A 23,535-nucleotide genomic window follows, 5' to 3' on the forward strand; every position below is an offset into this window, starting at 1 on the left:
GAAGTCGAAGCCCTCCAGGAAGAAGTAGCCGGTCCACAGGACCGCGATGAGGATGAACCAGACGGTGGTGAGTTCCATGGCCGTCTCCAGTCGGGAGCGGGGTGGGGAAGGTGCCGGGGCGAGCAGGTCGTCGAGGGCGCCCCAGGCGGCGCGGGCCTCGTCGGCGGCGGCCAGCGCCGGCGGGAGCGCGGGGCCGTCCAGCCAGGGGCGGGCCTCGGTGAGGAACCGGTGGTAGAGGTCGCGGAAGCCGCGGCCGCCGGTGCCGGCGTACTCGAAGTCGATGTGGGCGGCGGTGAGCCGGTCGACCACGCGGTCGGCGGGGGCGGTGCGGATGTCGCGGGTGAGTTCGGCGGCGAAGGCGGCGAGTCCGGCCAGGCCCTCGTTGGGCGGTGCGGCGCGGGTCAGTGCCGCGGCGCAGCCGTGGACGGCCCGGCGGAAGCCGTCGGCGTCGGGGAGGCGGGCCGCGGCCCAGTCGGCGGAGAGCCAGGCGTGGGCGGGCGGGAACGGGTGGTGGTCGGAGGAGCGGGCGGCGGCGAGGGTGGCGGCGTCCACGGCGAGCGGGCCGGGGCAGCGGTCGGAGAGCCAGGTGGTGCCGGTCTCCTCGTCGGCGGCGAAGACGAGGACGGCGTGGCCGCCGAAGTGGCGGCTCGCCTGGAACCACGGCAGGTGGAAGAGGTCGACGTAGGCGATGACGGGCCGGCCGGCGGCCAGTTCCTCGTGCAGGCGGCGGCGGGCGGAGTCGGGGTCGTCGGTGCGGTGCACGGCCAGCCGCAGCCCCAGCGCCTCGCACATCCGGGTGGTGAACACCGGGAAGGGGCCGTTGCGGGTGGAGGTCATGCTGCGGGAGGGGCCGCCGGGGCCGGCCGGCCGGTACCAGAAGCCGATGCCTCCGCCGAGCCCCAGCAGGAGGGGTTCGCTGATGTCGACGCCGTGGACGAGGAGTTGCTTGCGCAGCGCGGCGGTCTCGCAGTGGGCGCCGCCGAACTCGCCGGGGTCGGCGACGAGCGGGCCACCGGGGACGAGCGGGCCACCGGGGACGGGTGCGGTGCTCGGGCCGGTCACGGGGCGGCCTCCAGGTCGGCGAGGCCGAGGTTGCCGGGTTTGAGCATGGCGTCCATGGCGCGGGCGACGGTGGCGCGGTCGACCTCCCGCACCACGGGGGTGACGTCGAAGCGGGTGCGGACCCGCTCGGTGACCTCGGGGCAGACCAGGCGGGCGGGCCGGTCGGGGCAGGTGACCCGCAGGTGCAGATCCTCCCCCACGACGCCCGCCGCGTAGTGGAGGCCGGTGCCGGGCACGGAGAGGACCGCCTCCTCCAGGTCCAGCCGGTCCAGGGCGCGGCCGGCGACGTGCAGCCGGTCGCCGACCCGGCCGTGGTGGCGGACGGTGGCGCGGACGCTGCCGCAGGGGCAGGGCTCCGGGTCGACGGAGACGAGGTCGCCGGTGCGGTAGCGCAGCAGCGGCATCGCCTCGGCGCGCAGGGTGGAGAGGACCAGCTCACCGGCGTGCCCCGGCGGGAGCGGGGTGGCGTCGACGGGGTCGAGCACCTCGAAGAGGTGGCGGTCCTCGGTGAGGTGCGCCCGGCCGCGTGCGCAGCTCAGGGCGAGGGAGTTGGTCTCCGTGGTGCCGTAGGCGGGGACGAGGTCGGCCTGCCAGAGTCCCGCGATCTTGGCCAGCTTCGCGGGTGAGCAGGTCTCGCCGACGTAGAGCACGGTCCGCACGCCGAGCGACGCCGGGTCGTGCCCCGCCTCGCGGAGCAGGTCGTGGAGGCGCAGGGCGCGGGTCGGCGAGCAGACGATGCCGGCGGGGCGGAGGGTGGCGATCATCCGGGCGGTGCGTTCGACAGGGCAGACGGCGGAGAGGATGCCGGTGCCGACGACGGTGGCGCCGACGGTCTCCAGTGCGCGGTCCAGGTCGTAGGCGGCGAAGGAGAGTTCGTAGGGGATGGCGACGAAGACGACGTCGCCGGGACCGAACCGGTGGCCCAGGGAGCGCTCGGTGGAGACGTTGCCGCGCACCCAGTCCCGGTAGGTGATGGCGGAGGAGGTCGGAGCCCCGGTGGTGCCGGTGGACTCGCCGTAGCGCGCGACGGCGGTGAGCGGCACGGCGAGGAGTTCCAGGGGGTAGCCGCGGCGCAGATCGTCCTTGGTGGTGAACGGCAGCCGCTCCGGCCCCTCGCCGGCGGCCGGGCCCGGCACCCCGTCGAGGCGGTGGCGGTAGAACGGCGCGTTCCGCCGGGCGTGCGCGAGCTGCTCGCGCAGCCGCGCCAGCTGCCAGGGGCGGACCGCGGCCCGGTCCAGCGCCTCGAAGGCGTCGAGTTCGGCGAGGGCGGCGTCGCGCAGGGCGCAGTACCGGTCCCGGCGCGCGGGCGGCGCTTCGCGGTCGGGGGCGGTGGTGCCGTCGAGGATCGCCATGGCCCTCAGCCCTCCTGGAGCACGGTCTTGAGCACGGATTCGGGCACCGGTGTCTCGACGTCGCCGTCGGGGCCGGTGTGGACCTCGCCGACGGCGTCGAGGAGGATGAGCCGGGTCTCCTCGCTGGAACGGCGCTTGTTGTCGGTGCGGATCACGCCGAGGACGCGTTCGGGTGTGCAGCCGCCCGGCAGCCGGGTGGGCAGGCCGAGCCGTTCGCCGAGCGCCCACTCCTGCCGGGCGAGGACGTCGGGCGGGGTGATGCCGAGCCGCACCCCGACGCGGGCGGCGGCGCACATCCCGATGCCGACCGCGACCCCGTGCGGCAGGCCCTCGCAGAGGAACTCGGCCGCGTGGCCGACGGTGTGGCCGTACTCCAGCACCACGGCGCGGGAGCGCTCGGTGGGGTCGGTGGCGAGGATCGCCAGCTTGGAGCGGACGATCGCGTGGCAGGTGCCGAGCAGGTCGTCGTGGACGGCCCGCAGGTCGGGGGTGAGCTGCTCGGCGAGCTGCTCGAACCGGTCCGCGTCGTGGACGAGCCCGTTCTTGAGCGCCTCCACCAGGCCGCTGCGGTGGCCGGCGAGGGGTTCGGAGCGGAGGTGGGCGACGTCCGCCCAGACGAGGAGCGGCGGGTGGTAGAGGCCGAACTGGTTCTTGCCGCCGCGGCCGTTGACCGCCTGCTTGTTGCTGAGGGTGCCGTCGGTGAGGCCGAGCAGCGTGGTGGGGATGTCGACGTAGCGGATGCCCCGGTAGAGCAGGCCGGCGGCGAGGCCGGTCAGGTTGCTGACCATGCCGCCGCCGAGGGCGAGGACGATCGACTGCCGGGTCGCCCCGGCGTGGACGAGCCGCTCGCACAGGTCGGTCAGGCCGGCCCAGCTCTTGTGGTGCTCGCCCTCGGGGACGGCGAGGAGGGTGACGGGCAGCCCGGCCGCCTCCAGCCGGCGGGCCAGCGGCCGGGCCAGCAGCTGGTGGACGCCCTCGCCGCACACCAGGAAGAGGTCGTCGAACCGGTGGGCGGCGAGCTTCTCCGGCAGCAGGTCGGTGATGCCGTCGCCGAGGTAGTAGGGGCTGCTCGGCGTCACGCCGGTGGTCAGTTCCAGGAGCGTCGGGTCTGCCACGTGCCGTACCTCCTCGTGGTCTTCGATGAGCGTGGCGTCGTGCGGGGCGGCGGGGCTACGGCCGGGCGGCGGAATGGCCGGTGCCGCCAACGGTCGGCGGGTCGGGGGCGGCGGCGTTGATGGCGGTGCCGGGATCGCCCGCCCCGGGCGCCGCCTCACCGTGGCTTGCCGCGAGGTCGCGGAGCAGCGCCGCGGTGTAGGCGTTGCCGGGGTCGGGCGGGAAGTCCAGCGCGGTGCCGGCGAACACGTTGCGGACCGCCGCCTCCGCGACCGCCGGGTCGGCGGTGAGCCCGGCCAGCTCCGCGCGGAGCGCGGTGCAGGCGCGCAGCGCGGCGCGGGTGGCGGCGCGGTTGACCTCGCCGACCGCGTCCTCGCCGCGCTCGTCGGTGAGCAGGACGGGGCCGAGGTCGCCGACGGCGGCGCGCAGCAGGGCGAGACGGTCGGCGGCGGCGGTCAGGAACGGGGTCGGGACGCCGAGGGCGACGGCGGTGAACTGGCAGACGGGTTTCAGCCCGACGACGGTCGCGCCGCGCAGGGCGGGGTCGCGGCGCAGCACGGCGGTCGGCAGCGAGGTGGCGAGGTTGGCGAAGACGGGTCCGGGGCGCCCGGTCGCCACCCCGCGGCGACAGGCGGCAATGGCGGCGGCGGCCGCCGGGGGCGGCACGCAGACCAGCACCAGGGCGCACCGCGCGGCCAGCTCGGGCGGGGGCAGCGCGGGCACCCCGAGGTCGCCGCCGAGGCGGGCGGCGACCGCCGGGTCCCGATCGGCGACGGCGAGGCCGTCCCGGCCGGGGCCGGCGGCGAGCCGGGCGGCCAGGGCGCGCCCGAGGCGGCCGGTGCCCAGGACCCCGACGGTCGGGCGCGGGGTCGGTGGGGCGGGGCTCCCGGGTGCCGGCGCGGCGGGCACGGCGGGACGCTCGGTCACAGGGCCTCCAGGTCGGCGGGGCGCAGCCGGCGCCGGCCCGCGCGGGTGGTCGCGGTGAGGAACGCGGTGCGGTCGGCTGCGGTGACCTGCCATGCGATGCCGGTGAGGGCGCGCAGCGCCCGCGCCGCCTCGCTGCGGGTCCCGCCGGTGGCCTCGTCGAGGACTGCGGTGGGACGTCCCGCGGACCAGCCGGTGGCGCAGTACAGCCCGGTGCCGGGGACGGAGAGCACGGCCTGCTCCAGTTCGACGGCGGTGCGGGGGGCGCCCGAAGGCGGTCGCCACCGGTCCTCCACCCGGCCGTGCTGCTGGAGTGCGGGCCGCGGGTCGCCGCAGCCGCAGCGTGCCGGCCGGACCAGGTCGCCGGTGCGGTACCGCAGCAGCGGGGTCGCCTCGGCGGCGAGGGTGGTGAGGACCAGTTCCCCGCAGCCCCCGTCGGGGACGGGGTCGGTGCCGTCCGGGTCGATCACCTCCGCGTGGTACAGCGCGGCGGTGAGGTGGGCGGTGCCGGCGGCGCAGGGCAGCCCGGCGGCGGGGGTGAGCGTCGAGCCGTACGCCCAGGCGGCGGTGGCGCCCCACAACTCCGCGACGCGTGCGGCGCGCACGGGCGAGCAGGGGCCGCCGAGGTAGAGGTGGACCCGCTGGCCCAGCGCGCGCGGCACGTGCCCCGCGGCGGTCAGCCGGGCGTGGGTGGCGAGGGCGCGGTCCGGGGTGGTGGCCAGCAGGCTCGGCCGGAGGGCGGCCACCAACTCGGCGGTGCGCTCCGGCGGGCACACCGGTGAGAGTGCGCCCACCCCGACGACGCCGGCGCCGACGGCTGCCAGCGCGCGGTCGGTGTCCTGTGCGCCGCCGGACAGTTCGTACGGGACGGCCACGAACGCCAGGTCGGCGGGGCCGGCGTGGGCGCGCAGCGCCTCGGCCATGGCGGCGGTGGTCCGGCGGAGGTCGCCGGTGGTGGCGGCCGCCCCGAGCGGGCGCCCGGCGTGGTCCCGCGACTCGGCGTAGCGGGCGATGCGCGGGTACTCGACGGCGGCGAACCCGAGCGGGCCGGCGGCGGCGACGTCCTCGGCGGTGGTCAGCGGCAGGTCGGCGAGGACGACCGGGGCGGTGTCGTGCCGGCCGCGGCGGGAGCCGGCGACGCGGCGGTAGTACGGGGACCGGTCCAGGGCGTGGCGCAGCTGCTGCTGGAGCCGGTCGGTGGCGGGGCGCTCGGCGGTGGTCATCGCGGGGTGCCCCCGTCCGGTCCGGGTCCGTCCCCGGGGCCGGCGGGGGCGGCGCCGGGGTGGTCGTCGGCGAGGTCGAGCTGCACCTTGACGGCGGTGGCGCGCTCCGCCGGCCCGGCGGCGAGGGCGCGGGCCGCCTCAGCCGCCGGAAGGCGGTGGGTGACGAACGCGGCGGCGCGTTCCTCGTGGTCGGCGAGGAAGCGCAGCACCGCGGGGAAGTCGCCGGTACCGCCGATGGAGCCGCGGACGGTCAGCCCCTTCGCGACCACCAGGTCCGGCCGGAGCGTCCCCGGCCGGGGCAGCCCGAGCCAGACGACGGTGGCGCCCGGCCCGGCGAGGGTGAGGGCGCAGTTGACACCCGGCGTCGTGCCGGAGCACTCCACCACCAGCGGGTACCGGGCCCAGCGGGCGATCTCCCGGTAGCCGTCGACCGCGGCGAGGTCGGCCGGGTCCGGCGGCGGGCGCAGCTCCGTGCCGGGCTCCAGCAGCCCCGCCACCGTGCGGCGCTTGCCCGGGTCACTCTCCAGCACGGTGACGCGGGCGGCGGCGAAGGCGCGCGTCAGCAGCAACTGGGCAGCCAGCCCCAGGGCGCCCGCCCCCACCACCAGCACCGCGGCGCCGCGGGCGGCGCCGGCCAGCGGGCGGAGCGCGTGGTGGACGACGGCGAAGAACTCCGCCATCGCGAGCGTCCCGGGGCGCAGCCCGTGGTCGTCGGCGTAGAGGTAGCGGCGGTGGACGGCCCGCCACCGGACCGAGAAGCCGTCGACGGTCAGGCCGAACTTCTCGATCCGTTCGCAGCGGTTGCGGTCGGTGCGGCACTGGGGGCAGTGGCCGCACCAGCGGGAGCAGTCGCCGGTGACCGCCCGCCCCAGCAGGGCGCGGCCGTTCCGCCCGGCGGCCACGACCCGGCCGGACCACTCGTGGCCGAAGCGCAGCGGGTAGCGGCTCGGCCCGCCGTAGGTGCCGCGGAAGAGTCCGTAGTCACTGCCGCAGAGCGTGACACGGTCCACCTCGACGACGACCTTGTCCGGCCCGTCGGGGCGGACCGGTGCGGCGGGGCGGAGCTCCAGCCGGCCCGGGGCGGTGAGGACCAGGTCGCTCACGGCGCCACCTCCCGCACGGCGTCGGCGAGTTCGTCGACCAGGCGGGCCAGCTGCCGTTCGGTCTGGTGGAGGTGGACGACGAGCCGGACGAAGCCGAACCGGCGCGACACGGAGACGATGAAACCGCGGCGCTCCATCTCGGCCTGGACCGCCTCGGGGTCGGGGCAGGCCACCCCCACGACCATCAGCTCGGGCGGGAAGGCGGACCGCAGTCCGGCCCGCGCCAGCAGCTCCAGGGTCCGGTCCCGCAGCCGGAAGACCTCCGCCGCGTCGGCGCGGTACCCGGCGCGGCCCTGCCGCCGCAGCACGGCGTAGGTGGCCAGCAGCGCGGCGCCCGACCGGGTGCCGAGCAGGCCGAAGTGGTCGGCGGCGCCCCGGTAGTGGGAGGCGGAGCGCAGCGGGGCCAGCCAGGCGGGGTCGCGCACCAGCAGGTGGCCGGAGGGGATCGGCGCCCCGCCGTACTTGTGCGGGTCGACCGAGACCGAGACCACGCCCTCGGTGGTGAGCCCGGTGCCGGGCAGCGGGTGGCCCAGTTCCCGGGCGAACGGGACGAGGAACCCGCCGGTGGCGCCGTCGATGTGCACGGGCACCCCGTGGGAGGCGGCGTACGGGGCGAGGGTGTCGACGGCGTCGACGGCGCCGCACTCGCTGGTGCCGGTGGTGAGGACGGCCAGTGCGGGGCGGGTGGCGAGCGCGCGGCGGTAGGCGGCGGGCTCGGCGCGGTACCGGTCGTCGAGCGGCACCCAGACGGGCTCCACCGGCAGCAGGGCGACGATCTTCTCGAAGGAGAAGTGCGCGTTGCGGGCGAGGAGGACGCGGGGGCGGCCGCTGCCGGTGTGGCGGCGGACCGCCGCCAGCACGGCGAGCAGGTTGGCCTCGGTCGCGCCGGAGGTGGGGACGCCGCCGGCGTCGGGTGCGCCGAGCAGGTCGCCCAGCATCCGGGTGACCAGCGCCGTGGCGCGCGGCAGGCTGGGGAAGATCCGGTGGTCGCCCATGTTGGCGGCGAGGTGCTCCGCGAAGACCTGCCGCGCGGGGTCCAGCGGTTCGGAGCAGATGGAGTTGAAGACGGTGCCGTCGGCGTAGTCGTGGTCGCCGGCGCGCAGTTCCCAGATCTCGTCGAGGACCTGCTCGGTGGTCAGCCCCGCGCGCCAGGCGCGGTGGAACGCGTCGTCCCCGCCCGGCGCGGTGCGCCGCCCGGCGGTCACCGCAGCTCCCCGGCCCACGCGGCGGCCCCGCCCCGCAGGCAGTCCGCCACCAGCTCCGCGGGGGCGGGGCGGACGGAGCAGGGGACGCCGCGCTGGAGCGAGGAGCCCATGGCGGGGTTCTCGTCGCCGTCGCGCAGCAGCCGGTTGACGTTGGAGACGCGCCAGGAGCGGTCGGGCGGCAGCTCCGGGTACCACCAGGAGGCGCCGGCGCACAGCACGCCGGGCAGGACGGCGTCGGTGACACGGGCCCGGAACAGCGCCTGGCTGCCGCGGGCCTCCAGCAGGGTCCAGTCGCCGTCGGCGATGCCCTCGGCCGCGGCGGTGCCGGGGTGCAGCTCCACCCGCGGGTCGGGTTCGCGGGCCCGCAGCGACGGGACGTTGCGGAACTCGGAGTTGAAGTAGAACGGCGAGTGGCGGCTGGTCAGCAGGTACTCGCCCGCCCGCGGCCCGCGCGGCGCCGGCCGGTGGACCGGCATCGGGTCGTGCCCCATGCGCCGCAGCCCCTCGTGGTAGAGCGCCACCTTGCCGGTGGGGGTGGCGAAGCCCCGCTCCCGGTGCTTGAAGTGGCGCAGTTCGGTGGGCCGGTAGTAGCCGTCGGCCAGCTCCTGCCAGCTGGTGCCGGCGGGCGCCAGCCGGGCGTCGAGGGCGGCGCGGGCGCTCTCCCAGAACCCCGGCAGCCCCAGCCGGGCGGCGAGGTCGAGCAGGATCTCCTCGTCGGAGCGGGCCTCCCCGACCGCGGTGACCGCGCGCCGGGCGGCGACGTAGTTGGCGTGCTCGACGATCTGGTCGCGCTCCAGCCAGCCGCTGACGGGCAGCACGATGTCCGCCATGGCGGCGGTCGGGGTGAGGAAGAGGTCGGCGACGCAGAGGAAGTCCAGGGCGGCCAGCGCCCGGTGGACCCGGTCGGAGTCCGGGTAGGCGACCAGCAGGTTGCTGCCGAACACGGCCATGGTCCGCACCGGGTAGGGGTCGTGCTCCAGCACCGCCCGCCAGACGGCGGCGGGGTGGGCCCAGCCCGACATCGACAGCACCCGGTGGCGCTCCCCGCCCAACCGCTGGGCGGCGCTCTCCGGGGGCAGCGCCTCGCTCATCGGCATGGTGCGGCGCCCGATGATCGCCTGCGGGTCCCACAGCACGTCGCCGCCGGGCCGGTCGAGGTTGCCGCAGACCGCGGCGAGCAGGACAGCGGACCGGGCGGTGTCGAAGGAGCCGGGGTGCTGGGCGGTACCGGTGCCGAGCTCGATCGCGGCGGCGGAGGCGGAGGCGTAGCGGCGGGCGGCGCGGACGATCAGCTCCGCGTCGACCCCGGTGATCGCGGCGACCCGTTCCGGGTCCCACGGGCGGACGTGGTCGGCCAGCCGGTCGTGGCCGACGGTGTGCTGCTCGACGAACTCCCGGTCGATCAGCCCCTCGCCGAGGACGACGTGCAGCAGGCCGAGGCCGAGGGCGGCGTCGGTGCCGGGGAGCAGCGGCAGCCAGAGCTCGGCGCGGGCGGCGAGCGCGGTGCGGTGCGGGTCGACCACGATCAGCCGGGTGCCGCGGGAGACGGCGGAGAGCAGCCGGGTGCCGATGACGCCGTCGCCGTGGGTGGCGGCCTTGTTGCTGCCCCAGACCAGCACGACCTCCGGGTCGTTCTCGTAGTCGCAGAAGGTGAAGCCGCCGAGGGTGAGGATGCCCGCCATCACCCGCGGGTAGAAGCAGACGTGCGCGGGCCCGAGCACGTTGGGCGTGCCCAGCGCGTTGGCGAACCGGAAGAGCCACTCCTGGTAGTTGCGGTCGGTGCCCTGGGCGAGGACCACGGAGCGGGCGCCGTCCCGGTCGCGGGCCGCGGCGAGCCGCTCGGCGACCTCGGCGAGCGCCTCGTCCCAGCCGATCGGCCGGTACCGGCCGCTGCCGCGCGGGCCGGTGCGGCGCAGCGGCTCCCGCAGCCGGTCGGGGTGGTAGGCGTGCTCGACGGAGGCGCGGCCCTTGGCGCAGAGGAAGCCGGCGTTGTTGGGGTTGCCCGGGTGGCCGGCGACGGAGACGGCGCGGTCGCCGTCCACGGTCACCAGCGCACCGCAGCCGCCGTGGCACATGCGGCAGACGGTGGGCACCTCACGCATGGTCATCTCGGGTCGCCGTCCCTCCCTCGACTGCACCGGACGGCCCCAGCTGAGCACGGTGCGGCCGGGCGCCGGGCGGCCCCGGCGGGCCCCGCGCCGCGCCCATCAACGGCGGCGGGGCGCGCCCCGGCGGGCGTTGACCCGCCTCGCCACGAACCGTGCGGGGCGCTTGTGGTCGCCGGCCGGGCTGCCGACGCTGGCAGTGCGGACCGCCCCGGGTCGCGGCAGGCGCCCGGGACGGGGCGCAGCCGTCCGGGCCCGACGGGGCCCGTCCTGTCCTGCGAGCGAGGCGAGGCGTACACCCGTGTCGATCGACGAGACCATCAGCCCGCAGCTGCCGGGGGCCGTGCCCGTCCCCTCGGCGTGGCTCAACTTCCGGCGCCTCCTGCCCGAGGAGATGCCGCCGCCGCGCGACCCCGAGGGGGTGGCGGCGCTGGAGCTGGCCGCCCGGATCAGGTTGGGCGCGATCCGGGAGCAGGAACGCTCCCGCGAGCCGCTGCTCCCCGTCCCGGAGGAGGTCCGGGAGCGGTACGCGGAGATGGGGCGCCCGACGCGGCTGACGCGCGCGGTCGGCCTGGAGCGGCACCTCGGGACGCCGGCGCGGATCTACCTCAAGCGGGAGGACACCCTCCCCACCGGGAGCTTCAAGCTGAACTCGGCCGTCGCGCAGGCGTATTTCGCCGCCCGCGAGGGGGTGGGGACGCTGGTCACGGAGACCGGCGCCGGGCAGTGGGGGCACGCCGTGCAGTGGGCGGCGCGGCTCTACGGGCTGCGGAGCGTCGTCTTCTGGTCCGGGGTCTCCGCCCGGCAGAAGACGGCCCGCCGCGCCGTGCTGTCGATGCTGGGCGCGACCGTGCACGAGTCGCCCAGTGCGCTGACCGCCGCCGGCCGCGCGGTGCTGGCCTCCGGCCGGCACGCGGCGGGCACCCTCGGCACCGCGATCGGCGACGCGGTCTCCTACGCGTCCGAGCACCCCGAGGTCCGGTACGTCTCCGGCAGCAACCTGCCGCACGTGCTGATCCACCAGTCGGTGATCGGGCTGGAGACCAGCGAGCAGCTGGCCGCGCTCGGCGAGGAGCCGGACGTCCTGGTGGCGGCGGTCGGCGGCGGCAGCAACCTCATGGGGCTGATGGCGCCGTTCCTGGAGCGCAAGCGCGCGCGGGGCGCCGGGCTGCGACTGGTCGGCGCCGAGTCGGCCGCCGCGCCGCGGCTCACCCGCGGGACGTGGCGGTACGACCACGCCGACCCGGGGCGGCTGACGCCGCTGTCGAAGTCCTACACCCTCGGGCTGGACGCCGAACTGCCCGAGACCCACGTGGGCGGGCTGCGGCAGCACAGCGGTTCGACCGCGGTCGGGGTGCTGCGCTCCGCCGGCTGGCTGGAGGCGGTCGCCTACGAGGAGCGCGAGATCTTCGAGACCGGCCGGCTGGTGCTGCGGCTGGAGGGGTTCCTCCCCGCACCGGAGTCGTGCCACGCGCTGCGCGCCGCCATCGAGGAGGCCGCGGCGGCGCGCCGTCCCACGGTGATCGTGGCGTGCGTGAGCGGCCACGGCCTGCTGGACGTCGAGGGGTACCTCGACGCCTTCGGGCCCGGTCACGGCTGAGCGTCGACCGCGGGCGCCGGCGGGAGAGTCGCGCGCCGGCGGGCAGGAACCCGGGACCGACTGCAACGGGCGGCCCGCCGCGGCCGCCAGGAAGGAATCACCGTGCTGAAGCTGAGCTACAACTCCAACGGCCTGCGGAGCGTCCCCGTCGAGGACGCGGTGCGCGCCGTCGCGGACGCCGGGTACCGGGCGATCGAGTTCTCGCTGCACCCCGCCCACATCGACCCGTTCACCTTCCGGCCGGCCGACGCCGACCGGCTGGCGGGGGTGCTGGACCGCCACGGGATCACCGCCTGCTGCCTGGCCGCCGGCGCCGACACCCTGCTGGGCGGGGAGCGGTTCGAGCCCTCGCTGATCCACCCCTCGCCCGAGGGGCGCGAGCGGCGGCTGGAGCTGATCGGCCGTGCCGTGGAGATCGCCTCCTGGCTGGGCGTTCCCGTCGTCAACTTCGCCAGCGGCCCGCGGCGGGACGACACCGACGACGCGGCCGCCGGCGACCGGCTGCGGGAGGGACTGGCCCGGCTGCTGGAGCGGGCGGGCCCGGTGCGGCTGGCGATCGAGCCGGAGCCCGGTTTCTTCGTGGAGTCCAACGACCAGGCGCTGGCGCTGGTGGACGCGGCGGGGCACCCCGGCCTGACCGTGGCGCAGGACCTCGGCCACTGCCGGGTGGTGGAGGAGGACTACCTGGGGTCGGTGGCGCGGGCGCTGCGCGCCACCTCGGTGATCCAGCTGGAGGACATCAAGGGGCGCCGCCACCACCACGAGATCCCCGGGGACGGCGACATCGACTTCGCCGCCTTCTTCCGGATCTGCCGGGAGCAGGGGTACGAGGGCTACTACAGCGTCGAGCTGTACAACCACTCGGACGACTTCGACGGCGCGTTGAAACGCAGCATCGCGCACCTGCGGGAGCAGTACGATGCCGCCGCCGGCTGAGGACCCGGGCGGCGGGGCGGCGCCGCGTCTCTTCGACCACCACGTCCACGCCGACGGCCGGAACGCCGACGACTACGAGTTGATGGCGCTCAGCGGCGTGGACACCGTGCTGATCCCCTGCTCGGCCTCGAACGAGCTGCGGCCCTGCGGCGCCTCCCACGACGCCCGGTTCGAGCGGCTGCTGGCGACCGAGACCCGGCGGGCGGCGCAGTTCGGGGTGCGGGCGTGGATCGCGCTGTCGGTGCACGCCGCCGACATGGCGGAGCTGCCGGGCGCACTCGCGGGGGTGGAGCGGCTGGAGGCGCGGTTGGCCGACCCGCGGGTACTCGCCGTCGGCGAGCTGTCGGTGCGGCGGCACACCGACGACGAGGTGACGCTCCTCCACCGGCAACTGGCCCTGGCCGAGGCGCACGACCGGCCGGTGATGGTGGAACTGCCGCCGGGTCCCGATGACTTCGAGCGGATGGTGGCGGTGCTGCGGCGCGCGTTCGCCGCGGGGCTCGTCGACCCGGCGCGGGTGGCGCTGATGGACGTGGCGCCGCGGATGCTGCCGACCGCCGCCGCGCTGGGCGTGGGCGGGCTCGGCATCGCCGTCTCCCCCGCCGGGGACCGGCTGTTCCAGGTGCGAACCAAGACCGACCACCGGCAGCTCCTGGACCTGCTGGAGCGCCACGGTCCGGACCGGCTGATGCTGAACTCCGGCGCGCACTTCGGCTCGTCCGACCCGATGGCCCTGGCCCGCACGGTCCTGCGGCTGCGGCTCGCCGGGGTGGCGCCGCCGGTGGTGGCGCGCCTCGCCCGGGGGAACGCCGCCGCGTTCTTCCGGCTGCCGGCGGGCCCGGTGCCCGGGGCGGCGTCGGCGGCGCTCTCCGGGGCCGGCGAGGGGGCGGGCAGTACCGCGTCGTCACCGCTCCCGCCGCCCGGCGCCGCGCCGCGCTCGCGCAGCGACAGCAGCAGCCGCACCGTGGCGATCCAGGTCAGCGTCGAGCCGAGCATGTGGATGCCGACCAGCAGCGGCGGCTCGTCCAGCGCGTACTGCACGTAGCCGATGCCGCCCTGCGCGAGGAGGACGATCATCAGGTCGCGGGCGCGGGCCCGCGGTCCGGGCGGCGCGTCCACCAGCCGCAGCCCCACCAGTACGGCCAGCGCGCCGATGACGACGATCCAGGCCAGCACCGCGTGGACCCGGGTGACGACCTCCCAGTCGAACGGCATCCGCACGATCTCGCGGCTGTTGTCGCCGGCGTGCTTGCCGGAACCGGTGACGGCGGTGCCGGCGACGATCAGCACGGCGGTCACCACCGTCAGGCCGGCGACGACGCGCTGGACGGGCAGACCCACCAGCGGGCGCGGCGGCCCGTCGCCCTCCTTGGTGCGCAGCCAGGCCACGGTGGTGACGGTGATCAGCGCGGTGGCCAGCAGGAAGTGTCCGGCGACCACCCACGGGTTGAGGCCGGTGAGCACGGTGATCCCGCCGAGCACGGCGTTGCTGAGGACCACCCAGAACTGCGCCCAGCCCAGCCGGGTGAGCGAGCGGCGGCGCGGCGCGGCACATCGGGCGGCGGCGATGAGGAAGCCGACGGCGGCCGACAGGACGTAGGTCAGCATCCGGTTGCCGAACTCGATGACGCCGTGCAGGCCCATCTCGGGCGTGGTGACGTAGGAGTCCTCGGTGCAGCGGGGCCAGGTGTCGCACCCCAGCCCGGAACCGGTGAGGCGGACGGCGCCGCCGGTGACGACGATGACGACGCTCATCACCAGCGCGAGGAGGGCGGCGCGGCGCACGGTCTCCGGCCGCGGCGTCCACCGCGCGTCGAGCCAGGCGAGCGGGGTACGGGGGGCGGAGGGCTTCTTCGGCACGTCCGCCATCGTATGCGCGCCGCTTGTGCATTCATTCACGAGGGGGTCCGCGAGGGGTGTGGCCTGCGTCGCACCCCGTCGCTTCGGGGCGCGACCCGGCAGGGTGCGCGCGCCGGGCTCACTCCCAGCGGAAGAAGCGGGCGGCCGCCGCGGTGGCCGCCACCGCCCAGCCGGTGAGCAGCGCCACCGTCCCCCACGGCAGCGGTGCGCCCTGCTGGAGCACCTCGCGCAGCCCCTCGGAGAGCGCCGCGACCGGCAGCAGCTCCAGGCCGCGTGCGACCGCGTCGGGGAAGTTCTCCAGCGGCACGACCACGCCGCCGCCGAAGATCAGCAGGATGAAGACGAGGTTGGCCGCCGCCAGCGTGGCCTCGGCGCGGAGGGTGCCCGCCATCAGCAGGCCGAGGGCGGAGAGCGCGACGGTGGCCGGGACCAGCAGCACCAGCGCGGCGGCCACCCCGGCCGCGCCCCCCGCCGGCGACCAGCCGAGCGCGAACGCCACGGCGCACAGCAGGACGAGCTGCAGCAGCAGCGTGACTGCCACCGAGCAGCTCTTCGCGGTCAGCAGCGCCCAGCGCGGCAGGGGGGAGGCCCCCAGCCGCTTCAGCACGCCGTAGCGGCGTTCGAAGCCGGTGGAGATGGCCTGGCCGGTGAAGGCGGTGGAGAGCACGGCGAGCGCCAGGATGCCGGGCGCCAGGAAGGCCACCCGGCCGGCGACGGTGTCGCCGCCGTCGCCGGTGTCGATGATGTCGACGGCGCTGAACAGCACCAGCAGCAGGGTGGGGATGACCACGGTGAGCAGCAGCTGCTCGCCGTGGCGCAGCAGCATCCGGGTCTCCAGCGCCGACTGCGCCGCGATCATGCGGGGCAGCGGGGCGGGGCCGGGGCGGGGGGCGAACTCCGCGCCGGGCCCGGCGGCGGGGGCGTTCTCGGCCCCGCGCCCCCGGGGGGCGGCGGGGTCGGTGCGGTGCTCGGAGGCGGTCACGGGCGCAGCTTTCTGCCGGTGAGGTCGAGGAAGACGTCCTCCAGGCTGTGCCGCCTGGTGGTGATCCGGTCGGCCAGGACGTCGTGGGCCGCGCACCAGGCGGTCACGGCGGCGAGCAGGGCGGGCCCGCCGGCGCCGGTGACGCAATAGTGGCCCGCGGGGGACTCCTCGGCGCGGGCGCCGGGCGGCAGCGCCGCGTCCAGCGAGGCGAGGTCCAGCCCGGGCCGGCCCTCGAACCGCAGCACGTCGTCGTGGCCGCCGCAGAGTGCGGCGGGGCTGCCGGCGGCGATGACCCGGCCGACGTCGACGACGGCGACGTGGTCGGCCAGCTCCTCGGCCTCGTCCATGAGGTGGGTGGTCAGCACGACGGCGACGCCCGCGGCGCGCAGTGCGCGGATCAGCTCCCAGGTCGCGTGCCGGGCCTGCGGGTCGAGCCCGGCGGTCGGTTCGTCGAGGAAGACCAGCTCGGGGCGGCCGACCACGGCGAGGGCCAGGGCGAGCCGCTGCTGCTGGCCGCCGGAGAGGCGCCGGTACGGGGTCCTGCCGCAGGAGTGCAGGCCGAGTCGCTCGCCCAGCTCCTCCGGGTCCAGTGGATGCGCGTGGAGCCGGGCGGTGTGCCGGAGCATCTCCATGGCGCGGACCGTTGGGTACACGCCCCCTGACTGGAGCATGACGCCGATCCGGGGGCGCAGCGCCGCGCCGTCGCGCGCCGGGTCCAGTCCCAGCACGCGGACGTCGCCGCCGTCCGCGGTGCGGAACCCCTCGCAGGTCTCGACGGTGGTGGTCTTGCCGGCGCCGTTGGGGCCGAGGACGGCGGTGACGGCGCCGCGTTCCGCGGTGAGGTCCAGGCCGTCGACGGCGGTGGTGTCGCCGTACCGCTTCACCAGGCCGGTGACCGCTACGGCCGGTTCGCTGCGCATGGCGGGGAGTCTACGGTGGCGGGGCGGGGCCGCCCGGGGCCGCCCCCGGTGGCGTACTGTGCCCGGGCGCGGCGTCGCGCCTCCCGCCCGCCGGCACACCGGGGGTCGGCGCGGGCCCCGCGGGTTCCGGTTCCGGGCCGCCACCGATATTCCCGCAAAGCTTAGGTTTACCTAAGTGATGCACGGCATTTCGCAGGCCAAAGCGGGCGGGTTGCCCGAGGATCGAGAATTACGCAACAATGGCGTTGTGAAAAACGTCGGCGAGCGCACGCAGCTCTCGGTGGCCTCTCCGGCCGCCGGGGCCAACGCGCCTGCCGGGGGCGAGGAGCAGCACGGCACGCGTCGCCGCGTCGCCCGCTCCATCCTCGACCACGGGCCCTCCACCGCCGCGGAGCTCGCGGGCCGGCTGGAGCTGACCCAGGCCGCGGTCCGCCGGCATCTCGACGCGCTGGTGGGTGAGGGGATCGTGGAGCCCCGCGACAAGCGGGTCTACGGCTCCCGGGGCCGCGGCCGCCCCGCCAAGGCCTTCGCTCTCACCGACTGCGGACGCGACGCCTTCGACCAGTCCTACGACGAACTGGCCGTGGAGGCGCTGCGCTGGATCGAGCGCGCCGCCGGCGGTGGCGAGGGCGGCGAGGCCGCCGTCATGGCCTTCGCCCGCGCCCGCGCCGAGAAGATCGCCGAGCGGTACGCCGCCACCATGGACGGCCTGCCGCCGGAGGACCGCGCCGCCGCTCTCGCGGAGGCGCTCTCCCGGGACGGCTACGCCGCCACCGCGCGCGACGCGCCCGGCACCGCGGCCGGCGAACAGCTGTGCCAGCACCACTGCCCGGTCGCGCACGCCGCCGAGCGGTTCCCGCAGCTGTGCGAGGCGGAGACCGAAGTCTTCTCCACCCTGCTCGGCACGCACGTGCAGCGCCTGGCGACCCTCGCCCACGGCGACGGCGTGTGCACGACCTTCGTACCCCGTAAGCCCCATGGGACCGAGCCGCCCCGCGCGGCCGGGTCCGCACCATCACGCACCGCCGGGAGGAACCCCGCATGACGCTCCCCACGGAGACCGCCCACCCCGAGCTCGACGGCCTGGGCACCTACGAGTACGGCTGGGCCGATTCGGACGCCGCCGGCGCCGCGGCCAAGCGCGGCCTCTCCGAGGACGTCGTCCGCGACATCTCGGGGAAGAAGTCCGAGCCGGAGTGGATGCTGAAGATGCGCCTGAAGGCGCTGAAGCTGTTCGACAAGAAGCCGATGCCCAACTGGGGCTCGGACCTCTCCGACATCGACTTCCACAACATCAAGTACTTCGTGCGGTCCACCGAGAAGCAGGCCCAGTCCTGGGAGGACCTGCCGGAGGACATCAAGAACACCTACGACCGGCTCGGCATCCCCGAGGCGGAGAAGCAGCGTCTGGTCGCCGGTGTCGCCGCGCAGTACGAGTCCGAGGTCGTCTACCACCAGATCCGCGAGGACCTGGAGGCCCAGGGCGTGCTGTTCCTGGACACCGACACCGCGCTCCGCGAGCACCCGGAGATCTTCCAGGAGTACTTCGGCACCGTCATTCCCTCCGGTGACAACAAGTTCTCCGCGCTGAACACGGCCGTCTGGTCCGGCGGGTCCTTCATCTACGTGCCGAAGGGCGTGCACGTGGACATCCCGCTCCAGGCCTACTTCCGGATCAACACCGAGAACATGGGCCAGTTCGAGCGGACGCTGATCATCGTCGACGAGGACGCCTACGTCCACTACGTCGAGGGCTGCACCGCGCCGATCTACCAGTCGGACTCGCTGCACTCCGCGGTCGTCGAGATCATCGTGAAGAAGGGCGGCCGCTGCCGCTACACGACCATCCAGAACTGGTCGAACAACGTCTACAACCTGGTGACCAAGCGCGCCGTCGCCTACGAGGGCGCCACCATGGAGTGGGTCGACGGCAACATCGGCTCCAAGGTCACCATGAAGTACCCGGCCGTCTACCTGATGGGCGAGCACGCCAAGGGCGAGACGCTGTCCGTCGCCTTCGCCGGCGAGGGCCAGCACCAGGACGCCGGCGCCAAGATGGTCCACATGGCGCCGCGCACCTCCTCCAACATCGTCTCCAAGTCGGTGGCGCGCGGCGGCGGCCGCACCTCCTACCGGGGGCTCATCGAGATCGGTGAGGGCGCGGAGGGCTCCAAGTCCAACGTGCTCTGCGACGCGCTGCTGGTGGACACCATCTCCCGCTCCGACACCTACCCCTACGTCGACGTCCGCGAGGACGACGTGACGATGGGCCACGAGGCGACCGTCTCCAAGGTGAGCGACGACCAGCTCTTCTACCTGATGAGCCGCGGTCTGTCCGAGGACGAGGCGATGGCGATGATCGTGCGCGGCTTCGTCGAGCCCATCGCCAAGGAACTGCCCATGGAGTACGCGCTGGAACTCAACCGGCTCATCGAGCTCCAGATGGAGGGTTCCGTCGGCTGACGGCCCCCTCCGGCACGGGGGCGGCGCCGACCCGCCGCCTCCGTGACCCGCGGCCCCCAGGGACCCGGGAGAAGGCACCTCGGCGCGAGCCGCCGGTCCGGGTGAGAGCCCGCGGCCCGGAGGCGGCCCCGCGCGGGGGAGCGAGAACCGAAGCAGAAAGCGAGCATCACGACAGCCATGGCTGAGGCCCTTGAGAACACGGCGGCGGCCGCCGAGTCCACCGTCGCCACCCGGATGAGCGCGTCGCCGTCCTTCGACGTCGCGGACTTCCCGGTGCCGCACGGCCGCGAGGAGGAGTGGCGCTTCACGCCGCTGGAACGGCTGCGCGGGCTGCACGACGGCTCCGCGGTCGCCGACGGCGCGATCAAGGCACAGGTGGACGCGCCGGAGGGCGTGACCGTCGAGACCGTCGGGCGCGACGACGCCCGCCTCGGCCGCGCCGGCACCCCGGTGGACCGCGTCGCCGCGCAGGCGTACAGCTCCTTCGCCACCGCCACCGTCGTCACCGTCTCCGAGCCGCTGACCGAGCCGGTCCGCGTCTCGCTGCACGGCACCGGCGGCGTCTCCTTCGGCCACACGGTCTTCGAGCTGAAGCCGTTCGCCGAGGCGGTGCTGGTCCTGGACCACACCGGTGACGCCGTGCGCGCCGCCAACGTGGAGTTCGTCGTCGGTGACGGCGCCAAGCTCACCGTGGTCTCCGTGCAGGACTGGGACGACACGGCGGTGCACTGCTCGCAGCACAACGCGCTGCTGGGCCGTGACGCCTCATTCAAGTCCGTGGTCGTCACCTTCGGCGGTGACCTGGTCCGGATTCAGCCGCGCGTGCGGTACACCGGGCCCGGCGGCGAGGCCGAGTTCTACGGCCTCTACTTCACCGACGACGGCCAGCACCACGAGCACCGGCTGCTGGTGGACCACAACACCCCCAACTGCCGCAGCAACGTGGCCTACAAGGGTGCGCTCCAGGGCGCCGGCGCCCGCGCGGTGTGGATCGGCGACGTGTTGATCCGGGCCGCCGCGACGGGCACCGACACCTACGAGCTCAACCGCAACCTGGTCCTCACCGACGGCGCCCGCGTGGACTCGGTCCCCAACCTGGAGATCGAGACCGGCGAGATCGTCGGCGCGGGCCACGCCTCGGCGACCGGCCGCTTCGACGACGAGCAGCTGTTCTACCTGATGGCGCGCGGCATCTCCGCCGAGGAGGCGCGGCGCCTGGTGGTCCGCGGCTTCTTCGGCGAGCTGCTCCAGCAGATCGGCGTCCCGGACGTCGAGGAGCGGCTGACCCTCAAGCTGGAGGCCGAGCTCGCGGAGTCGATCGGATGACCGCGACCGAGTCCTTCGTGCGCGCCTGCGCGCTGGGGGAGCTGGAGGAGGACACCCCGAAGCGGGTGGAGATCACCGGCGTCCCGGTCGCCGTCGTCCGCACCGAGGGCGAGGTGTTCGCGGTCAACGACATCTGCTCGCACGCCAACGTCTCGCTCTCCGAGGGCGAGGTCGAGGACTGCGCGATCGAGTGCTGGCTGCACGGGTCGTCGTTCGACCTGCGCACCGGAAAGCCCTCCGGCCTCCCGGCCACCCGCCCCATCCCCGTGTACCCCGTAAAGATCGAGGGAGACGGCCCCGACGCGGCCGTGCTCGTCTCCGTCACCCAGGAGTCCTGACTTCCCCATGGCTACGCTTGAGATCCACGACCTGCACGTCTCCGTCGAGGGCGAAGGCGGCCCCACCGAGATCCTGCGGGGGGTTGACCTGACCGTGAAGCAGGGTGAGACCCACGCCATCATGGGCCCCAACGGCTCCGGCAAGTCCACCCTCGCCTACTCCCTGGCCGGCCACCCCAAGTACACCGTCACCGGCGGCACCGTCACCCTCGACGGCGAGGACGTCCTGGAGATGTCCGTCGACGAGCGGGCCCGTGCCGGCGTCTTCCTCGCCATGCAGTACCCGGTCGAGGTCCCCGGTGTCTCCGTCTCCAACTTCCTGCGGACCTCCGCCACGGCGATCCGCGGCGAGGCCCCCAAGCTCCGCACCTGGATCAAGGAGGTGAAGGAGACCATGGCCGGCCTGGAGATGGACCCCTCCTTCGCCGAGCGGAACGTGAACGAGGGCTTCTCCGGCGGTGAGAAGAAGCGCCACGAGATCCTCCAGCTGGAGCTGCTCAAGCCGAAGATCGCGATCCTCGACGAGACCGACTCCGGCCTGGACATCGACGCGCTGCGCGTCGTCTCCGAGGGCGTCAACCGCGTCCGCGGCGCGGGTGACACCGGCACCCTGCTGATCACCCACTACACGCGCATCCTGCGCTACATCAACCCCGACCACGTGCACGTCTTCGCCAAGGGCCGCATCGTGGAGTCCGGCGGCGCCGAGCTGGCGGACAAGCTGGAGGCCGAGGGCTACGAGCAGTACGTGAAGGGCGGCGCATCGTCATGACCCATCCCCGCCCTGTGCTCCCGGGCCTCCTGGACACGGAGGCGATCCGCAAGGACTTCCCTGTCCTGGACCGGGAGATCCACGACGGAAAACGGCTGGTGTACCTGGACAACGCGGCGACCTCGCAGAAGCCGCGCCAGGTGATCGACGCGCTCAGCGGGTACTACGAGCGCCACAACGCCAACGTCCACCGCGGCGTGCACGTGCTCGCCGAGGAGGCCACCGCGCTCTACGAGGGCGCGCGCGACAAGGTCGCCGCGTTCGTCAACGCGCCCAGCCGCAACGAGGTGATCTTCACCAAGAACGCCTCGGAGTCGCTGAACCTCGTCGCCAACATGCTCGGGTGGGCCGACGAGCCGTACAAGGTCGACGAGCGCACCGAGATCGTCATCACGGAGATGGAGCACCACTCCAACATCGTCCCGTGGCAGCTGCTGGCGCAGCGCACCGGCGCGAAGCTGAAGTGGTTCGGGCTGACCGACGAGGGCCGGCTCGACCTCTCCGCTATCGACGAGGTGATCACCGAACGCACCAAGATCGTGTCGTTCACGCTGGTCTCCAACATCCTGGGCACCCACAACCCGGTCGAGGCCATCGTGCGCCGCGCCCAGGAGGTCGGCGCCCTGGTCTGCATCGACGCCTCGCAGGCGGCGCCGCACATGACGCTCGACGTCCAGGCCCTCCAGGCCGACTTCGTGGCCTTCACCGGCCACAAGATGTGCGGCCCGACCGGCATCGGCGTGCTGTGGGGCCGGCAGGAGCTGCTGGAGGACCTGCCGCCGTTCCTCGGCGGCGGCGAGATGATCGAGACCGTCTCGATGCACTCCTCCACCTACGCGCCCGCGCCGCACAAGTTCGAGGCCGGCACCCCGCCGGTCGCGCAGGCGGTGGGGCTGGGTGCCGCGGTGGACTACCTCTCCGCCATCGGCATGGACGCCATCGCCGCGCACGAGCACGCCATCACCGGCTACGCGCTGGAGCGGCTGTCGGCCATCCCCGGGTTGCGGTTCATCGGCCCGGAGAGCGTCGAGGACCGCGGTGCGGCGATCTCGTTCGCGCTGGGGGACATCCACCCGCACGACGTCGGGCAGGTGCTGGACGAGCTGGGCATCGCCGTCCGGGTGGGTCACCACTGCGCCCGCCCGGTCTGCCTGCGGTACGGAATTCCGGCGACGACGCGTGCGTCGTTCTATCTGTACTCCACCCCGGCCGAGGTCGACGCCCTCGCCGACGGGCTGGAACACGTTCGGAACTTCTTCGGGTGAGGACACAGGTAGCGACGTGAAGCTGGACTCCATGTACCAGGACGTGATCCTGGACCACTACAAGCACCCCCACGGGCGTGGCCTGCGCGACGGCGACGCCGAGGTGCACCATGTGAACCCCACCTGCGGTGACGAGATCACCCTGCGGGTGCGGCTCGACGGCGACACCGTCGCCGACGTCAGCTACGACGGGCAGGGCTGCTCCATCAGCCAGGCCAGTGCGTCGGTGCTGAACGAGCTGCTCGTCGGCAAGGACATCGCCGAGGCGCGCCGCGTGCAGGAGGCGTTCCTGGAGCTGATGCAGTCCAAGGGGCAGCTCACCCCGGACGACGCCATGGAGGAGCTGCTGGAGGACGCGGTGGCGTTCGCCGGCGTCTCCAAGTACCCCGCCCGAGTGAAATGCGCCCTGCTGAGCTGGATGGCCTGGAAGGACGCCACCGGCCAGGCACTTGAGGAGAAGACCGCATGACCGACATCACTGCCAAGCCCGCCTCCGAGGAGGAGGTCCGCGAAGCGCTGTACGACGTCGTCGACCCCGAGCTGGGCATCGACGTGGTCAACCTCGGTTTGATCTACGGCGTGCACGTGGACGACGACAACACCGCGACGCTCGACATGACGCTGACCTCGGCGGCCTGCCCGCTGACCGACGTCATCGAGGACCAGGCGAAGTCCGCGACCGAGGGCATCGTCAAGGAGCTCAAGATCAACTGGGTCTGGATGCCGCCGTGGGGCCCGGACAAGATCACCGACGAGGGCCGTGAGCAGCTGCGCGCCCTCGGCTTCAACGTCTGACGGCTCCGCGCCGGTCGTTCCGCCCGCCGCACCCGCGCCCCCACCGGGCCGGGTACGGCGGGCGGACGCGTTCCGGCGGCCGGTTTCCGGTGGCCGGTGGTGCCGGATGGTTCTCGGGTGCCCGGCGTCGACCCGCACCTCGGGCCCCGGCTCGCGGGTGCGGAAACCGGTGGCCGAGGAGCGGCGCGGCG

General features: G+C 74.8%; 20 protein-coding genes and 1 pseudogene. 10 read left to right on the forward strand and 11 right to left on the reverse strand.

The genetic code is table 11. The features are described 5' to 3' along the window. The 8 genes from HCN56_RS08815 to HCN56_RS08850 form a co-directional block, all read right to left on the reverse strand. Positions 1-1,062, reverse strand: a 1,062-nt coding sequence (locus HCN56_RS08815; protein WP_167968952.1) for a BtrH N-terminal domain-containing protein, incomplete at its 3' end; no start/stop codon positions are given. Next, positions 1,059-2,414 carry a phenylacetate--CoA ligase family protein gene (locus tag HCN56_RS08820; RefSeq protein ID WP_167968953.1) on the reverse strand — a complete coding sequence of 452 codons (1,356 nt, stop codon included), beginning with the start codon at positions 2,412-2,414 and terminating at the stop codon, positions 1,059-1,061. The genes HCN56_RS08820 and HCN56_RS08815, both read right to left, overlap by 4 nt. A 5-nt stretch (positions 2,415-2,419) precedes the next feature. Further along, on the reverse strand, positions 2,420-3,529 hold the full coding sequence (locus tag HCN56_RS08825) for a 2-deoxy-scyllo-inosose synthase (protein WP_167968954.1): 1,110 nt from the start codon (positions 3,527-3,529) through the stop codon (positions 2,420-2,422). A 55-nt stretch (positions 3,530-3,584) separates the two neighbouring features. Next, a complete protein-coding gene (locus HCN56_RS08830) occupies positions 3,585-4,454 on the reverse strand; it encodes an NAD(P)-binding domain-containing protein (RefSeq protein WP_167968955.1) in 870 nt (289 codons plus the stop codon). Further along, positions 4,451-5,674 (reverse strand): phenylacetate--CoA ligase family protein, encoded by a 1,224-nt coding sequence (locus HCN56_RS08835; protein WP_167968956.1) that lies wholly within the window; start codon positions 5,672-5,674, stop codon positions 4,451-4,453. The genes HCN56_RS08830 and HCN56_RS08835 overlap by 4 nt, the downstream gene beginning before the upstream one ends. Then, the gene (locus HCN56_RS08840; RefSeq protein ID WP_167968957.1) at positions 5,671-6,777 is read right to left on the reverse strand and encodes an alcohol dehydrogenase catalytic domain-containing protein; all 1,107 of its coding nucleotides are present in this window, start codon (positions 6,775-6,777) and stop codon (positions 5,671-5,673) included. Before HCN56_RS08840 ends, HCN56_RS08835 begins: the two co-directional genes overlap by 4 nt. Then, complete coding sequence (locus HCN56_RS08845) at positions 6,774-7,982, reverse strand: aminotransferase class V-fold PLP-dependent enzyme (RefSeq protein ID WP_312871136.1); 1,209 nt, start codon at positions 7,980-7,982, stop codon at positions 6,774-6,776. Before HCN56_RS08845 ends, HCN56_RS08840 begins: the two co-directional genes overlap by 4 nt. Continuing rightward, a complete protein-coding gene (locus tag HCN56_RS08850) occupies positions 7,979-10,090 on the reverse strand; it encodes a molybdopterin-containing oxidoreductase family protein (protein WP_167968959.1) in 2,112 nt (703 codons plus the stop codon). Before HCN56_RS08850 ends, HCN56_RS08845 begins: the two co-directional genes overlap by 4 nt. A gap of 298 nt (positions 10,091-10,388) precedes the next feature. On the opposite strand from HCN56_RS08850, the gene HCN56_RS08855 reads away from it, so the two are divergent. Both HCN56_RS08855 and HCN56_RS08860 read left to right on the forward strand, forming a co-directional pair. After that, on the forward strand, positions 10,389-11,687 hold the full coding sequence (locus HCN56_RS08855) for a TrpB-like pyridoxal phosphate-dependent enzyme (protein WP_312871137.1): 1,299 nt from the start codon (positions 10,389-10,391) through the stop codon (positions 11,685-11,687). A gap of 102 nt (positions 11,688-11,789) precedes the next feature. Then, complete coding sequence (locus HCN56_RS08860; protein ID WP_167968961.1) at positions 11,790-12,623, forward strand: sugar phosphate isomerase/epimerase family protein; 834 nt, start codon at positions 11,790-11,792, stop codon at positions 12,621-12,623. Positions 12,624-13,478: 855 nt separating this feature from the next. Here HCN56_RS08860 and HCN56_RS26325 read toward each other — a convergent pair. The 3 genes and pseudogenes from HCN56_RS26325 to HCN56_RS08875 all read right to left on the reverse strand — a co-directional run. Further along, positions 13,479-14,492, reverse strand: a pseudogene (locus HCN56_RS26325) (COX15/CtaA family protein); the annotation flags it as partial. A gap of 109 nt (positions 14,493-14,601) precedes the next feature. Next, positions 14,602-15,342, reverse strand: a complete 741-nt coding sequence (locus HCN56_RS08870) for an ABC transporter permease (RefSeq protein WP_167968976.1) — start codon at positions 15,340-15,342, stop codon at positions 14,602-14,604. A gap of 119 nt (positions 15,343-15,461) precedes the next feature. After that, positions 15,462-16,385: an ABC transporter ATP-binding protein gene (locus tag HCN56_RS08875; protein ID WP_167968963.1), complete on the reverse strand. Its 924-nt coding sequence runs from the start codon at positions 16,383-16,385 to the stop codon at positions 15,462-15,464. Between the two features lie 247 nt (positions 16,386-16,632). Here HCN56_RS08875 and HCN56_RS08880 point away from each other — a divergent pair, with 247 nt between their 5' ends. From HCN56_RS08880 to HCN56_RS08915, 8 genes are all read left to right on the forward strand, one after another. Beyond that, on the forward strand, positions 16,633-17,430 hold the full coding sequence (locus HCN56_RS08880; protein ID WP_376770857.1) for a helix-turn-helix transcriptional regulator: 798 nt from the start codon (positions 16,633-16,635) through the stop codon (positions 17,428-17,430). Beyond that, the gene (gene sufB / locus HCN56_RS08885) at positions 17,427-18,848 is read left to right on the forward strand and encodes a Fe-S cluster assembly protein SufB (protein WP_167968965.1); all 1,422 of its coding nucleotides are present in this window, start codon (positions 17,427-17,429) and stop codon (positions 18,846-18,848) included. Before HCN56_RS08880 ends, sufB begins: the two co-directional genes overlap by 4 nt. 177 nt (positions 18,849-19,025) lie before the next feature. After that, positions 19,026-20,174 carry a Fe-S cluster assembly protein SufD gene (gene sufD / locus HCN56_RS08890; RefSeq protein ID WP_167968966.1) on the forward strand — a complete coding sequence of 383 codons (1,149 nt, stop codon included), beginning with the start codon at positions 19,026-19,028 and terminating at the stop codon, positions 20,172-20,174. Then, positions 20,171-20,512, forward strand: coding sequence for a non-heme iron oxygenase ferredoxin subunit (locus HCN56_RS08895; RefSeq protein WP_167932238.1), 342 nt, complete (start codon positions 20,171-20,173; stop codon positions 20,510-20,512). The genes sufD and HCN56_RS08895 overlap by 4 nt, the downstream gene beginning before the upstream one ends. Before the next feature lie 7 nt (positions 20,513-20,519). Further along, on the forward strand, positions 20,520-21,284 hold the full coding sequence (gene sufC, locus HCN56_RS08900; protein WP_167968967.1) for a Fe-S cluster assembly ATPase SufC: 765 nt from the start codon (positions 20,520-20,522) through the stop codon (positions 21,282-21,284). Then, a complete protein-coding gene (locus tag HCN56_RS08905) occupies positions 21,281-22,549 on the forward strand; it encodes a cysteine desulfurase (RefSeq protein ID WP_167968968.1) in 1,269 nt (422 codons plus the stop codon). Before sufC ends, HCN56_RS08905 begins: the two co-directional genes overlap by 4 nt. Before the next feature lie 16 nt (positions 22,550-22,565). After that, entirely contained in the window at positions 22,566-23,018 is a 453-nt protein-coding gene (sufU, locus tag HCN56_RS08910) for a Fe-S cluster assembly sulfur transfer protein SufU (RefSeq protein WP_167968969.1), read from the forward strand. Further along, entirely contained in the window at positions 23,015-23,344 is a 330-nt protein-coding gene (locus HCN56_RS08915) for a metal-sulfur cluster assembly factor (RefSeq protein WP_167968970.1), read from the forward strand. Before sufU ends, HCN56_RS08915 begins: the two co-directional genes overlap by 4 nt. Positions 23,345-23,535 lie beyond the last annotated feature (191 nt).

The organism is Streptomyces lonarensis (genome assembly GCF_012033735.1).
Lineage (GTDB): Bacteria > Actinomycetota > Actinomycetes > Streptomycetales > Streptomycetaceae > Streptomyces > Streptomyces lonarensis.